The sequence below is a fragment of the Streptomyces sp. NBC_00667 genome, from assembly GCF_036226825.1.
In the GTDB taxonomy this organism is placed as follows: domain Bacteria; phylum Actinomycetota; class Actinomycetes; order Streptomycetales; family Streptomycetaceae; genus Streptomyces.
In genome coordinates this window covers 5,267,958-5,283,250 of record NZ_CP109022.1, presented here as the reverse complement: position 1 = coordinate 5,283,250, position 15,293 = coordinate 5,267,958, and the positions used below count along the sequence as shown (strand labels likewise).

The 15,293-nt window shown below is 68.6% G+C and carries 10 protein-coding genes; all 10 read right to left on the bottom strand.

Translation table 11 applies throughout. The features are described 5' to 3' along the window. Positions 1–32: 32 nt before the first annotated feature. The 10 genes from OHA81_RS24430 to acnA all read right to left on the bottom strand — a co-directional run bounded on the left by OHA81_RS24430 (position 33) and on the right by acnA (position 15,231). Positions 33–1,529 (bottom strand): amino acid permease, encoded by a 1,497-nt coding sequence (locus OHA81_RS24430; RefSeq protein WP_329199219.1) that lies wholly within the window; start codon positions 1,527–1,529, stop codon positions 33–35. A gap of 107 nt (positions 1,530–1,636) precedes the next feature. Further along, positions 1,637–3,553, bottom strand: a complete 1,917-nt coding sequence (dxs, locus tag OHA81_RS24425) for a 1-deoxy-D-xylulose-5-phosphate synthase (protein WP_329199218.1) — start codon at positions 3,551–3,553, stop codon at positions 1,637–1,639. Between the two features lie 252 nt (positions 3,554–3,805). Further along, entirely contained in the window at positions 3,806–5,095 is a 1,290-nt protein-coding gene (locus OHA81_RS24420) for a sugar ABC transporter permease (RefSeq protein WP_443056792.1), read from the bottom strand. 26 nt (positions 5,096–5,121) lie between these two features. Beyond that, a complete protein-coding gene (locus OHA81_RS24415) occupies positions 5,122–5,910 on the bottom strand; it encodes an ATP-binding cassette domain-containing protein (protein ID WP_329199216.1) in 789 nt (262 codons plus the stop codon). A gap of 216 nt (positions 5,911–6,126) precedes the next feature. Beyond that, positions 6,127–7,239 (bottom strand): sugar ABC transporter substrate-binding protein, encoded by a 1,113-nt coding sequence (locus tag OHA81_RS24410; RefSeq protein ID WP_329199214.1) that lies wholly within the window; start codon positions 7,237–7,239, stop codon positions 6,127–6,129. 117 nt (positions 7,240–7,356) lie between these two features. Then, complete coding sequence (locus OHA81_RS24405) at positions 7,357–8,571, bottom strand: ROK family transcriptional regulator (RefSeq protein ID WP_329199212.1); 1,215 nt, start codon at positions 8,569–8,571, stop codon at positions 7,357–7,359. A 277-nt stretch (positions 8,572–8,848) separates the two neighbouring features. Continuing rightward, complete coding sequence (locus OHA81_RS24400) at positions 8,849–9,775, bottom strand: carbohydrate ABC transporter permease (RefSeq protein WP_329199210.1); 927 nt, start codon at positions 9,773–9,775, stop codon at positions 8,849–8,851. A gap of 13 nt (positions 9,776–9,788) precedes the next feature. Beyond that, positions 9,789–10,733: a carbohydrate ABC transporter permease gene (locus OHA81_RS24395; RefSeq protein WP_329199208.1), complete on the bottom strand. Its 945-nt coding sequence runs from the start codon at positions 10,731–10,733 to the stop codon at positions 9,789–9,791. Between the two features lie 22 nt (positions 10,734–10,755). Beyond that, on the bottom strand, positions 10,756–12,204 hold the full coding sequence (gene ngcE / locus OHA81_RS24390; protein ID WP_329199206.1) for an N-acetylglucosamine/diacetylchitobiose ABC transporter substrate-binding protein: 1,449 nt from the start codon (positions 12,202–12,204) through the stop codon (positions 10,756–10,758). A 312-nt stretch (positions 12,205–12,516) separates the two neighbouring features. Beyond that, positions 12,517–15,231, bottom strand: coding sequence for an aconitate hydratase AcnA (gene acnA, locus OHA81_RS24385; RefSeq protein ID WP_329199204.1), 2,715 nt, complete (start codon positions 15,229–15,231; stop codon positions 12,517–12,519). Positions 15,232–15,293: the final 62 nt, after the last annotated feature.

Genomic DNA, 15,293 nt, shown 5'->3' with positions numbered 1-15,293 from the left:
ACGATCAGACGACCAGCCGACCAGGACAGGACCTAGAACTTCGCGTCCTGGCCGGCGCGGGCGAGGCGGCTGTTGCGGCGGCTGTACAGGAAGTAGACGACGAAGCCGATGACCATCCAGACGCCGAACCGCAGCCAGGTCTCGGCGGGCAGGTTGAGCATCAGCCACACGGACGCGGCGATCGACAGGATGGGCACCAGCGGCACCCACGGCGTCCGGAACGACCGGTGCAGGTCCGGACGGGTGCGGCGCAGGACGATCACGCCGAGGGCGACGACCACGAACGCGAACAGCGTGCCGATGTTGACCAGTTCGGCGAGCTTCTCCAGGCTCGTGAAGCCCGCGACGACGGCGATGATCACGCCGAGCGTGATGGTCGCGCGGTAGGGCGTGCGGTACTTCGGGTGGGTGACGGAGAAGAAGCGGGGCAGCAGTCCGTCACGGCTCATCGCGAAGAACACACGGGTCTGGCCGAGCAGCAGGATCATGCACACCGTGATCAGGCCGACGGAAGCCCCGAGGCTGATGGCGCCCGAGAAGAAGGGCTGGTTCACCGACTTGAAGGCTTCGGCGAGCGGGGCGGTGGCCGACATCTGCGTGTACTTCTGCATGCCGGTGACCACCAGCGTCACGGCGACGTAGAGCACCGTGCAGATGATCAGCGAACCGAGGATGCCGCGCGGCATGTCCCGCTGGGGGTTCTTGGTCTCCTCCGCCGCGGTGGCCACCACGTCGAAGCCGATGAAGGCGAAGAAGACGAGGGAGGCCGCGGTGAAGATGCCCATGACGCCGAAGTTGGTGGGGGCGTAGCCGAAGATCAACTGCACCAGGGGCGCCTTCCAGCCGCTGCCCGGGGGCTGCTCCTGGGCCGGCGGGATGAACGGCTTGTAGTTGTCCGCCTTGATGAAGAACAGGCCGGCGACGATGACGAGCAGCACCACCGTCACCTTGATGGCGACGACGATCGCGGTGATCCGGGCCGACAGCTTCGTCCCCACGACCAGGATCGCGGTCAGAACCAGGACCAGCAGGAAGGCCAACAGGTCGAAGGTGCCTCCCCCGTCGGGCCCCGACAGGGCCGCGGGGAGGTCCCAGCCGAGGTTGGTGCTCAGCAGGTGGCGCACGTACCCGGACCAGCCGACGGCCACGACGGCGGTACCGAGTGCGAACTCCAGTACGAGGTCCCAGCCGATGATCCAGGCGGGCAGCTCGCCGATCGAGGCGTAGGAGAAGGTGTACGCCGAACCGGCCACCGGCACGGTGGAGGCGAACTCCGCGTAGCACAGTGCCGCGAGGGCGCAGACGATGCCCGCCGCGACGAAGGCGAGGGCGGTGGCGGGTCCGGCGTTGTTGCGCGCCGCGATGCCCGTGAGGACGAAGATGCCGGTGCCGATGATGACGCCGACCCCGAAGACCGTCAGGTCCCAGGCGGAGAGCGACTTGCGGAGCGCGTGTTCCGGCTCCTCCGTGTCGCGGATGGACTGCTCCACCGTCTTCGTCCGGAAGGGGCTTTTCAGGTTCCTGCTCACCGACGCACCTCCGGCTGGTGACGAGGCACACGAGAACGGGCCGGGAGGCCCACCCCCTCAAGGGTGATCTCCCGGCCCGTCACACGCAACCGCGCGCGGCCGGTCCGTCAGTCGACGGTGGCGGCCGGTGCGCTGTCGTAGCGACCGTCCAACTTGGCCACCAGGCCGGTGACCTGCCGGGCGATATCGGGCGCGGTGAGCCCGATCTCGGCCAGGATCTCCTTGCGCAGCGCGTGGTCGAGGAAGCGCTGCGGGATGCCGAAGTCGCGCAGCGGTACGTCGACACCCGCGTCGCGCAGGGCCTGCGAGACGGCGGCGCCCACACCGCCGGTACGGCCGTTGTCCTCGACGGTGACGACCACGCGGTGCTGCTCGGCGAGCGGGGCCAACGCCTCGTCCACGGGCTTGACCCAGCGCGGGTCGACCACGGTGGTGGAGATGCCCTGCTTGTCGAGCAGGGCGGCGATCTCCAGGCACATGGGGGCGAGGGCGCCCACCGAGACGAGCAGTACGTCCGGCCGGGTGACCTCCGGCGCGGGGGCGCGCAGCACGTCCATGCCGCCGATCCGGCCGACGGCGGGGACGGCGGGGCCGACGACGCCCTTGGAGTAGCGCACGACGGTCGGCGCGTCCTTGACGTCGACGGCCTCGCGCAGCTGCGCGCGCAGCTGCTCGGCGTCGCGCGGGGCGGCGAGGCGCAGGCCCGGGACGACCTGGAGGATGGACATGTCCCACATGCCGTTGTGCGAGGCGCCGTCGTCGCCGGTGACGCCCGCACGGTCCAGGACGAAGGTGACCCCGCACTTGTGCAGGGCCACGTCCATCAGGACCTGGTCGAAGGCGCGGTTGAGGAAGGTCGCGTAGACCGCGAAGACGGGGTGGACGCCGCCGGTGGCGAGGCCGGCCGCGGACGTCGCGGCGTGCTGCTCGGCGATGCCGACGTCGTAGATGCGGTCCGGGAAGGCCTCGGCGAACTTGTTGAGGCCGACCGGGTGGAGCATGGCGGCGGTGATGCCGACGATGTCCTCGCGTTCGTGGCCGAGCTTGACCATCTCGTCGGCGAAGACGGAGGTCCAGCTGGCGGCGGCGGTCTTCACGGGCAGGCCGGTGTCCGGGTGGATCACACCGACCGCGTGGAAGCGGTCCGCCTCGTGCTCCAGCGCCGGGGTGTAGCCGCGGCCCTTCTGGGTGAGGCAGTGCACGATGACCGGGCCGCTGAACCGCTTGGCGCGCTGGAGGGCCGATTCCAGGGCCTCGATGTCGTGGCCGTCGATGGGGCCGATGTACTTGAGTCCGAGGTCCTCGAACATGCCCTGCGGGGCGATGAAGTCCTTGAGGCCCTTCTTGGCGCCGTGCAGGGTCTCGAAGAGCGGCTTGCCGACGACCGGAGTGCGCTCCAGGAGCTCCTTGCCGCGGGCGAGGAAGCGCTCGTAGCCGTCCGTGGTGCGCAGGGTGGCCAGGTGGTTGGCGAGGCCGCCGATGGTGGGGCCGTAGGAGCGCTCGTTGTCGTTGACGACGATGACGAGCGGGCGGTCCTTGGCGGCGGCGATGTTGTTCAGCGCCTCCCAGGCCATGCCGCCGGTCAGGGCGCCGTCGCCGATGACGGCGGCGACGTGGTGGTCCTCGCGCCGGAGCACCTCGTTGGCCTTGGCGAGGCCGTCGGCCCAGCCCAGCACCGTGGAGGCGTGGGAGTTCTCGATCACGTCGTGCTCGGACTCGGCGCGCGAGGGGTAGCCGGACAGGCCGCCCTTGGTGCGCAGGCCGGCGAAGTCCTGGCGGCCCGTGAGCAGCTTGTGGACGTAGGCCTGGTGGCCGGTGTCGAAGAGGACCTTGTCCTTGGGCGAGTCGAAGACCCGGTGCAGGGCGATCGTCAGTTCGACCACGCCGAGGTTGGGGCCGAGGTGCCCGCCGGTCTTGGAGACGGCGTCGACGAGGAAGGACCTGATCTCGTCGGCGAGCTGGGAGAGCTCCTCCTGGTTGAGCCGGTCCAGATCGCGCGGTCCCTTGATGCGGGTCAGCAGCACCCGTGCCTCCTTGCAGTTGCTTGCTGGTCTGTCGAGTCTAATGTTCCGCTCGCGACGAGCATCATCGGGCGGTACCGGGACGGCCACGCCTTTGTCATACCTGTACACACCCCCGGGAAATCACACATCCCAAACGGGCGCATACCCGCACAGGCGTACGCACACATGTACGCACGTGTGCCCGGCGCCACGAAGAGTGGCACCGGGCACTGTGACGGTTCTTACCGCCGGGTCACGCCAGCGGCACTGCCGTCAGGCGCGTCCCGCCGTCTTCTGTGTCTTGCGGGTGACCGAGTCGATGACCACGGTGGCCAGCAGGACCGCGCCGGTGATCATGTACTGGATCGGCGTCGCGATGCCTTCCAGGGCCAGACCGTACTGGATCGAGGTGATGACCATGACGCCGAGGAGGGCGTTCCAGGTCCGGCCCCGGCCGCCGAAGAGGCTGGTGCCGCCGATGACGGCCGCCGCGATCACGTTCATCAGCAGGTCGCCGGCGCCGGCGCTCTGGTTGGCGGCCGCGATCTTGGAGGCCCAGAAGAGCCCGCCGACGGCGGCGAAGGTGCCGGCGATGGCGAAGACCGCGATGCGGATGCCGGTGACGTTGATGCCCGCGCGCCGGGAGGCCTCGACGCTGCCGCCGAGCGCGAAGACGTTGCGCCCGAAGGTCGTGCGGCGCAGCACGAAGTCCGTGCCGACGAGGACGACCAGGAACAGCACCACCGCGAGGGGCAGGCCCTTGTACTGGTTGAACACCGCGGCCGGGCCGAAGGTGAACACCGCGAGCACGCCGGTGCGCAGCACGATCTCGCCGACCGGCCGGGAGGGGACGCCCGCGGCCTGGCGGCGGCGGTTGTCGAAGAAGGTGGCGAGGAAGTACGCCGCCACCGCCACCGCGGCGAGCCCGTAGCCGGCGGCCACGTCCGTGAAGAAGTACGTGGTCAACTGGCCGACCACGCCCTCGGAGTCGAGGTTGATGGTGCCGTTGCTGCCGAGGATCTGCAGCATCGCGCCGGACCAGAACAGCAGGCCCGACAGGGTGACGGCGAAGGCCGGGGCGCCGATCCGGGCGAAGAAGAAGCCGTGGAGGGCGCCGATCAGCGCGCCGCCCGCGACGGCGGCCAGGATCGCGAGCCACTCGTTCACGCCGTGGGTGACGGCGAGGACGGCGACGATCGCGCCCGAGACGCCGCTGACCGAGCCGACCGAGAGGTCGATCTCGCCGAGCAGCAGCACGAAGATGATGCCGACGGCCATCATGCCGGTGGCGACCATGGTGATCGCGATGTTGGTGAGGTTCTCCGGGGAGAGGAAGTTCGCGTTCAACCCCTGGAAGATGCCCCAGATGATGATCAGGCCGAGGACGACCGGGATGGAGCCCAGGTCGCCGGCCTTCATCTTGCGGCCGAACTCGCTGAGGTAGCCGGCCAGGCCCTGCTCGCGGACGAGCAGGCGGGGGTCGACGGCCGGGATGGCGTCGGACGCGGCGGCCGGGTTGACCGGGTCGACGTGTTCCGTCCGGCCCGCGGGGCCCTTGCCCAGCGGATCGGCGGCAGGGTTCTGGGTGCTCACTTGCGGGCCTCCCCGGTGCGGGCCGCCCGGCGGGTCACGGCGTTGTCCGTGGCCCCGGTGATGGCGGAGATGATCTCTTCCTGCGAGGTGTCGGCGACGCTGAAGACGCCGTTGTTGCGGCCCAGCCGCAGCACCGCCACCTTGTCGGCGACGGCCTTCACATCGGCCATGTTGTGGCTGATGAGGATGACGGCGTGGCCGCGCTCGCGCAGCCGCTCCACCAGGTCGAGGACCTGGGCGGTCTGCTCGACGCCGAGGGCCGCCGTCGGCTCGTCGAGGATGACGAGCTTGGGCTCGCCGAGCATCGAACGGGCGATCGCCACGGTCTGGCGCTGACCGCCGGACAGCGAGGCGATGGGGATCCGGACACTGGGGATCCGGATGGACAGGGTGGTCAGGAGCTCGCGGGCGCGGCGCTCCATCTCCACCTCGTCGAGGATGCCGCGGCGCTTGAGCTCGCGGCCGAGGAAGAGGTTGCCGACGACGTCGATGTTGTCGCACAGCGCGAGGTCCTGGTAGACCGTCGCAATGCCCAGGTTCTGGGCGTCGTGGGGCTTGCTGATGGAGACCGGGCGGCCCTCCCACTCGATGACTCCGTCATCGATCGGGTGCACGCCGGCGATCGTCTTGACCAGCGTGGACTTGCCGGCGCCGTTGTCACCGACGAGGGCGACCACCTCACCGGAGTGGATCTCGAGTTCTACGTCGGTCAGGGCCTGGACGGCGCCGAACCGCTTCGAGACCCCTCGCAACGCCAGCACGGGCGCAGCGGACACATGAACCATCTCCTTCGCCGCCTGACCGGCGGGGATGTCGTGCAAAAGAGCAGGAACGCGAATGGGGCTGTGGGGGCCGAGGCCCCCGAATTGCGGGAGAAACGTTTCTGTACCGGCGCCCCGCGGTTGGCGGGGAAAGGGGGCGGGGCGCCGGACAGGCGTGGGTCGTCCCTCTCGGGTCGACGGGCCTTCGGGCCGGCCACTCGGGCCGGCCGTTCGGGCTCTTTACTTCAGGCCGATGGCGGCGCAGGCGGCCGCGTACTTGTCGGTGCAGATCTCGTCGGCCGTGTAGACGCCGTCCTTGACGACGGTGTCCTTGATGTTGGCCTTGGTGAGCGAGACGACCGGGATCAGCACGGACGGGACGCCCTTGGTGGTCGGGCTGTCGACGTTCTGGTTGACGATGCCGTCGATCTTCTCGTGCTTGGCGAGGGCGACGGCCATCTCGGCGGCGGCCGAGGCCTCCGGCGCGTACGGCTTGTAGACGCTCATGAACTGCTCACCCGCGACGATGCGCTGCACACCGGCGAGCTCCGCGTCCTGGCCGGTCACGGGGGGCAGGGGGGACAGGCCGGCCGCCTTGAGGGCGGTGATGATGCCGCCGGCCATGCCGTCGTTGGCGGAGTAGACGCCGATCACCTTGTCCTTGCCGAGCGCCGAGAGCGCGCCCGCCATGTTGGTGTTGGCGTTCTCCGGCTTCCACTCCTTGGTGTCGTACTCCTTGCCGATGTTCACCTTGCCGTCGAGGACGGAGTGCGCGCCCTTCTTGAACAGGGCGGCGTTCGGGTCGGTGACGGAGCCGTTCATCATGACGATCTGGCCGTCCTTGGCCTTGTCGCCCAGCGCGTCGAGCAGCGCCTTGCCCTGGACCTTGCCGACCTCTTCGTTGTCGAAGGAGGTGTAGGCGTCGATCGGGCCTTCGGCGAGGCGGTCGTAGGCGACGACCGGGATGCCGGCGTCCTTGGCCTTCTTGACCGAGCCGGCGATGGCCTTGGCGTCGACCGCGTCGACGATCAGGACGTCCACCTTGTTGGTGATCATCGTGTCGACCTGCGAGTTCTGCGTGGTCGCGTCCTGCTTGGCGTTGGCGTAGACGACCTTGGCCTTGCCGCCGGTGAGGTCGGCGACCTTCTTCTCGATGAGCGGCTTGTCGAACTTCTCGTAACGGGCCGTCTGGTTCTCCGGAAGGAGAAGGCCGACGGTTATCGCGTCGCCCTTGGCCGCGCCCGACTCCTTCGTCTTGTCGCCGGACTCCTTCGCGCTCCCACATGCGGCGAGGGAAACGGCCATCGCGCCGGCGGCCACGGCAACAGCGGCTCTGCGCATACGAGTGTTCATTGGTTGAACCTCCCTGACGAGGCCGCGACAGTGCGGCCGAGGTGGATGCGAGTCAACCCCGGCCGCAGTTTGCCGTCAAGGAGTGAATCCTTAACGAGATGACAACGGTGCCATCCGTTATCTAACTGAAGACATCAGGGCGGGAGCCCGTACTCCGATTCCATTTTCCGCCAAAAGCGTCGAATCGCCCATCTCGCTCAGTACCAGCGCCAGCGCGCCGAGCACCTCCGCGCGACCGCCCAGGGAGCCCGTGAGCACCGACAGCTGGCGGGCCGCGCTGGGGATCGCGTACCTCCCCACTGATTCACGGATGGGGGCCAGGACGAGTTCACCCGCTTCGGCGAGCGACCCGCCGAGCACCACCCGGCTGGGGTTCAGCAGGTTGCACAGGCTGGCCACGCCGCTGCCGATGTGACGGCCGACGTCGGTGATGACGCGACGGCACCCGGGGTCGCCCTCGCGGGCCAGCTCGACGACCCGGTCCATCGTCAACTCCGGTCCGTGGCTGCCCTGGAGGAGGGGCAGGACGTAGCGAGCGGCGGTGAAGGTCTCCAGGCAGCCGCGGTTGCCGCAACGGCAGACCGGACCCGATTCGTCGAGGGTGATGTGGCCGATCTCGCCCGCCGTGCCGCCGGGTCCCCGGTAGATCTGACCGTTGATCACCAGGCCGGAACCGACACCGCTGGCGACCTTGATGTACGCGAGGTCCTTGACTCCCCGGCCGCTGCCCCAGACCAGCTCGCCGAGGGCGCCCAGGTTCGCGTCGTTGTCCACGTACACGGGCACGCCCAAACGGCTGGACAGCTCCTGGCGCGGGTTGATCCCGGCCCAGCCCGGCAGGATCGCGGTGGAGCCGAGCGTGCCGGACTCGACGTCGATGGGGCCGGGGACGCCGAGGCCGACGCCGATGACCTTGTCGCGGCCCACCCCGATGCCCGCGATCAGCCGTCCGACCAGCGCCTCCGCGCGGTCGAAGCCCTCGGTCCAGGAGGCGTCCACGTCCAGCGGCTCGGAGTCCTCGGCGAGCACCTGGTGGGCGAGGTTGCCCACGGCCACCCGCAGGTGGGTGTGGCCGAAGTCCACGCCGATCACGATGCCCGCGTCCCCGCTGAGCGAGACGCTGCGGGCCCTGCGGCCGCCCGCCGAGGTGTCGGTGACCTCGACGGTCCCGCCTTCCTTGAGCTCGCGGACGATGTTGGAGACCGTGGCCGCCGACAGTCCGGTGGCGCGGGCGATCTCCGCCTGCGTCAGTGAACCCGCGAGCCGGACGGCCCGCACGACGCGTTCGAGGTTCGCGCGATGCAGCGACGACTGCGATCCCGGAGTCTGCACGACTCATCCACTCCTGCCCATAAGCGACGGCCGGCCGTCGCCCCCCGGCCGGCGATCAGGGCTGAGTGCTCCGAGACACCGGCGTCTCTCCAACTTGTGAACCTTAAGTCGAGCCTTTGGCCCCTCAGACGTCAAGAGGCTGACACGGCACGAAACGGCCACTATCGGCTATATAGGAGTAAAGAAGGTCGTCCATATCGTATGACGGACCCCAGGCGGGGGCGGTCTGGGGGCGGGGGCGGTCTGGGGGCGGGGGCGGCCCGGGCCGGGGGCGGTCCTACTTGAGGGTGGCGGAGGTCAGGCCGGCCTGGATCTGGCGCTGGAAGGAGAGGTAGACCACCAGCATCGGGATCATCGCGAGGGTCACGCCGGCGAACAGCACCGGCAGGTCCGTCTCGTAGCCCATCTGGTACTGGAGCTGGATCAGGCCCTGGGTGAGCATGTAGCGCTCGGGGTCCGACCCGCTCTGGGGCTGCATCAGCACGGAGGGCAGGATGTACTGGTTCCACTGGCCCAGGACATTGAATATCCCCACGCTGATCAGGCCGGGCTTGGCCATCGGCAGCATCACCTGGAAGAAGATCCGGGTGTCGGAGGCCCCGTCGATCACCGCCGCCTCGTGGACCGCCGTCGGCAGCGTCCGGAAGAACGAGTGCATGAAGAAGACGGTGAACGGCATCGAGTACGCCACGTACACGAGGATCAGACCCTGGTACGTGTTGAGCATGTCGAGGCGCTTGACCATGAAGAACAGCGGGACGAGCGCCAGGAAGACGGGGAACATCGCCCCGCTGACGAAGAAGTAGTAGAGGATCCGGTTCCCCGGGAAGGGGTAGCGGGCCAGTACGTACGCCGCCATCGACCCGAGCAGCATGGTCAGCGGGACGGAGAACACCAGCACGATCAGCGTGTGGGCGAAGTAGTCGCCGATGCCCTTGTCCCAGGCACGGGAGAAGGCGTCGAAGTGCCAGTGGGAGGGCCAGCTGAGGGCCGAGCCGCCGATCTGCGAGTCGGTCTTGAACGAGCCGAGCGCGAGCCAGATCAGGGGCAGGACGATCAGTATCGCCCAGACGGCCAGGAACCCGTGCGAGAAGACGTTGAGCACCATGCCGTCGGAGGGGCCCTTGCCGCCCTCCTTGGCGGGGCGGCCGCCGCCGGGCCGCTCGGCGGCGGGCTCTCCGGGAGCCTTGATCACTGTGGTCATCGGTGTCTCCCGCTCAGAACTCGATGCGCTCGCGGCGGGTGGCGCGCAGCGTGACGATGGAAAGGATCATGGTGAGGACGAGCATGACCACGCCCATGGCGCAGGCGTATCCGCTCTTGCCGAAGTAGAGGAAGTTGCGCATCAGCACGGTCGCCATGACCTCGCTGTGGTGGTCGGGGCCGCCGCCGAACTGGCCCGAGGTCATGGTGGACACCAGGACGAACATGTCCATCGCGGCGATGCCCAGGTACACGGCGGAGGTCTGTACCGAGTCCCACAGCAAGGGAAGGGTGACCTTGAAGAAGGTCTGGGCCCGCCCGGCGCCGTCCAGCAGCGCGGCCTCGTAGATGTCCTTCGGGATGGACTGCATGGCGGCGGAGAAGAGCACCAGGTAGAAGCCGACGCCGTGCCAGACGACCACCATGAGCAGGCACCACAGCACCAGGTTCGGCTCGTTCAGCCATTCGACGGGGTGGGCCGGGTCGACGAGGCCGAGCCGGGTGAGGAAGCCGTTGAGCAGGCCGCCGGCGTCGCTGCGGTACACGGCGCCGAAGAGCACGGCGAGGATGGCGAGGGAAAGGACCTGCGGGAAGAAGTAGACGATCTTGTAGAGGCCCGAACCGCGCACGCCCCGCACCCCGCCCGCGCCGCTGCGGCCGCCCGCGTTCACCATGAAGGCGAAGAACAGCGCGAGCAGGATGGTGATCACCGGGACGAACACCAGGAGCAGCAGGTTGTGCCACAGGGCGCCGCGGAAGACCTCGTCCTTCATCAGCGCCGCGTAGTTGTCCAGGCCGACGAACCGGAACGTCGGCGACTGGCCCGACCAGTTGGTGAAGGAGTAGCCGAACGTCTGGATGTAGGGCCAGATGACGAAGGTCAGGTACAGCGCGAGCGGCAGGATCAGGAAGCCGGTGATGAAACCGCCCCGTCCTGTGCCGCGGGCAACGTGGCTCATGGTGTCCGTCCCGTCCGTGACGTCAGCTGCGGCGGTTGTTCTTCGCGTTCGGGTCCTTGGCAGCCTTGTCTACCGCAGCCTGGGCTCGCTTGATCCATTCCTTGGGCTGGATCCGCTGGGCCATCAGCTCATTGGACGCGTTCTGGATCTCGGTGTCCATCTCGCTGTACCAGTCGGGGTACAGGTAGTTGAAGGTGTTGGTCCCGGCCGCCTTGACCGCCGCCACCGCGGACTGCGTGCCCGGGCGCAGCTTGACCCCGGGGTCCACGCCGTCCTTGACGACGGTGAGGGAGTTGGCCTGCTGGGCGAAGGTGGTCGACCATTCGCGTGACAGCATCGAGCGCAGGAACTCCAGGCCGCCGGCCTTGTTGGCGGCCTTCTCGGGGACGATGAAGGGCTCGCCCGCCCCGGCCCGGATGGCCTCGAAGGGCAGCTTGCTGTCGGCGAGCACCGGCACCGGCAGGAACTTCATGTCGAAGTCCTCCGGGGTCTGCTTGAGCTGCTCGTTCTCCAGCCAGGATCCGGAGGGGATGAAGGCGGCCTTGTACTGGTTCCAGGCGGTCTGGGACTCCGTGTGGGTGAGGCCGTTGGTGCCCGGCATCAGCAGGCCCTTCTCCACGACCTCGTACACCGCTTCGACCGCCGCGAGGGCGGCGGGGTTGCCCTCGAAGGCGTTCGGTTCGAGGTTGTCGATCGCCTTCATCGCGTCCAGGCCGCCCTTCTTGGCGATCAGGTCCATGATGACGACGTTGATGTAGTACGGGTACTTCCCCTGGTGGGCGAGGCCGCCGATGCCGGCTTCCTTGGCCTTCGTGCAGACGGCCAGGAACTCGTCCCAGGTCTTGGGCTCGCTCCAGCCCTTCTCCTTGAAGAGCTTGCCGGAGTACCAGAAGCCGAACACGGTGTAGACGTAGTACAGGGCGACGAACTTGCCGCCCTGGGTGCCCTGTTCGACGGTGCCCGGGATCAGCATGTCCCGCACCTTCTTGGACGGGTCGTCCAGGGAGGGCGCGTCGAGGACCTGGGTGAGGTCGGCGAGCTGGCCGCCCTTGGCGAGGACGTCGACCTTGATCTGCTGGGCGCCCGAGTCGTCGATGACGTCCGGCGGGTTGCCGCCGTTGAAGCGCGGCTGGAGCTTGCCGGTGATCTCCTGGGTGCCCAGGTGGGAGCTGGTGGTGCCCCACTTCTTGCCGAAGGCGGCTTCCCACGCCTTGGCGTAGTCGTCACCGAAGCCGCCCTTGAAGACGACGACGTCCATCTTGCCGCCCTTGGGTACGCCGAAGGGGTTGTCCTTGGAGACGGCCCCCTTCGCGGGACCCTTCGTCGTGGTGTCGCCGCCGGAGGCGCAGGCGGAAAGGAAGCTCATCGTCGGGACGGCGATCAGGCCGAGTGCCGCGGAGCGCTTGATCAGGTCCCGGCGGCCGAGGCCCTCACCGGTGCTGTTCTCGCCGTGGGCGGAGGTGGATCCCATGCTCAAGTCCTCGCCTTCGTCAGGGGTGTGAAGGAGGAAGGAACACACGGCGGATGCCGTGCACGCGGCATCGCCGCAGGTCCCCACCGTCCCCCCGTCCGGGGCCGCTCGTCTCGCGGTGGCCCGGACGGCCACAGGTATAGTCCACTTCCGCTCGGGTGAGCAAGATCGTGCACAAGTATCTGCCCCGGCTTTTCCGAGTTGAGACCTCACCGTCACCTGGCTGGCCGATACCCGACGGTCGGGACAAGCGGAAGGGCCGTACCCCCTTTCGGGGATACGGCCCTCGGGTGCCGCTCGGCGTCCGGGTGACTAGCCGCGGATCAGGTTGCGGAGCACGTACTGCATGATGCCGCCGTTGCGGTAGTAGTCCGCCTCACCGGGGGTGTCGATGCGCACGACCGCGTCGAACTCCACGCCGGTGTCGGTGGTCACCTTGACGGTGCGCGGGGTGGTGCCGTTGTTCAGCTCCTCCACACCGGTGAAGGAGAAGGTCTCCTCGCCGGTGAGGCCCAGCGCGGCCGCCGAGGCGCCCTCGGGGAACTGCAGCGGGAGCACGCCCATGCCGATCAGGTTCGAGCGGTGGATGCGCTCGTAGGACTCGGCGATGACGGCCTTGACGCCGAGGAGCGCGGTGCCCTTGGCCGCCCAGTCACGGGACGAGCCCGAGCCGTACTCCTTGCCCGCCAGGATCACCAGCGGGACGCCGGCGGCCTGGTAGTTCTGCGAGGCGTCGTAGATGAAGGAGACCGGCGCGTCGGCCTGCGTGAAGTCGCGGGTGAAGCCGCCCTCGGTGCCCGGCGCGATCTGGTTGCGCAGGCGGATGTTGGCGAACGTACCGCGGATCATGACCTCGTGGTTGCCGCGGCGGGAACCGTAGGAGTTGAAGTCGCGGCGCTCGACGCCGTGCTCCGTGAGGTACTTGCCGGCCGGGGTGTCGGCCTTGATCGCACCGGCCGGGGAGATGTGGTCGGTGGTGACCGAGTCGCCCAGCTTCGCCAGCACGCGGGCGCCGGCGATGTCGGAGACCGGGGTGGTCTCCATCGTCATGCCCTCGAAGTACGGGGGCTTGCGGACGTAGGTGGACTGCGGGTCCCACTCGAACGTGTTGCCGGTCGGGATGGACAGCGCCTGCCACTGGGCGTCGCCCGCGAAGACGTCCTGGTAGGACTTGTTGAACATGTCCTCGCCGATGGCGTTCGCCACGACGTCGTTGACCTCGGCCTCGGAGGGCCAGATGTCCTGGAGGTAGACCGGCTTGCCCTCGGTGTCGATGCCGATGGCGTCCTTGGTGATGTCCACCTTCATGGAGCCCGCGATGGCGTACGCGACGACCAGCGGCGGGGAGGCCAGGTAGTTCATCTTGACGTCGGGGTTGATGCGGCCCTCGAAGTTGCGGTTGCCCGAGAGCACCGAGGTGACCGCGAGGTCGGCCTCGTTGATCGCCTTCGAGATCTCCTCGTCCAGCGGACCGGAGTTGCCGATGCAGGTGGTGCAGCCGTAGCCGACCAGGTTGAAGCCCAGCTTGTCCAGGTACGGGGTCAGGCCGGCCTTGTCGAAGTAGTCGGTGACGACCTTCGAACCCGGGGCCAGGGTGGTCTTGACCCACGGCTTGCGGGTCAGGCCCTTCTCGGCCGCCTTCTTCGCCACGAGCGCCGCGGCGACCATGACGTAGGGGTTCGAGGTGTTGGTGCAGGAGGTGATCGCGGCGACGGTGACGGCGCCGTGGTCGATCTCGAACGAGGTGCCGTCGGCCAGCGTGACCAGGGTCGGCTTGGTCGGGATGCCGTCGGCGGAGGCCGGGGCGTCGGACGCCGGGAAGGACTCCTTGCCGGCCTCCTCGTCGTCGCTGACGTAGTTGCGCACGTCGACGGCGAACTGCTCGGCGGCGTTCGCGAGGACGATGCGGTCCTGCGGGCGCTTCGGGCCGGCGATGGAGGGGACGACCGTCGAGAGGTCGAGCTCGAGCTTCTCGGAGAAGTCGGGCTCGGCGGCCGGGTCCAGCCACAGGCCCTGCTCCTTGGCGTACGCCTCGACGAGCGCGACCTGCTGGGCGTCGCGGCCGGTCAGGCGCAGGTACTTCAGCGTCTCGTCGTCGATCGGGAAGATCGCGGCGGTCGAGCCGAACTCCGGCGACATGTTGCCGATGGTGGCGCGGTTCGCGAGGGAGGTGGCGGCGACGCCCTCACCGTAGAACTCGACGAACTTGCCGACGACGCCGTGCTTGCGCAGCATCTCGGTGATGGTCAGCACGAGGTCGGTGGCGGTGGTGCCGGTCGGCAGCTCGCCGGTCAGCTTGAAGCCCACGACGCGCGGGATCAGCATGGAGACCGGCTGGCCGAGCATCGCGGCCTCGGCCTCGATGCCGCCGACGCCCCAGCCCAGCACGCCCAGGCCGTTGACCATGGTGGTGTGCGAGTCGGTGCCGACGAGGGTGTCGGGGTAGGCCTGGCCGTTTCGGACCATGACCGTGCGGGCCAGGTGCTCGATGTTGACCTGGTGGACGATGCCGGTGCCCGGGGGGACGACCTTGAACTCGTCGAAGGCGGTCTGGCCCCAGCGCAGGAACTGGTAGCGCTCCTTGTTGCGGCCGTACTCCAGCTCCACGTTCTGGGCGAACGCGTCGTTCGTGCCGAACTTGTCGGCGATGACCGAGTGGTCGATGACCAGCTCGGCCGGGGCCAGCGGGTTGATCTTCGACGGGTCGCCGCCGAGGGCCTTCACGGCCTCGCGCATCGTGGCGAGGTCGACGACGCAGGGGACGCCGGTGAAGTCCTGCATGATCACGCGGGCCGGCGTGAACTGGATCTCCTCGCTGGGCTGCGCCTGCGAGTCCCAGTTGCCGAGGGACCGGATGTGGTCGGCGGTGATGTTCGCGCCGTCCTCGGTACGGAGCAGGTTCTCCAGCAGGACCTTCAGGCTGTAGGGAAGGCGGGCCGCGCCCTCGACCTTGTCCAGCCGGAAGATCTCGTACGACTCGTCGCCCACCTGCAGCGTGCTGCGGGCGTCGAAGCTGTTCGCCGACACGACAGTCTCCTTCATGCATGATTTCGCGCGTATAACCGCATCCTGCCGCCACGCCCCATGGC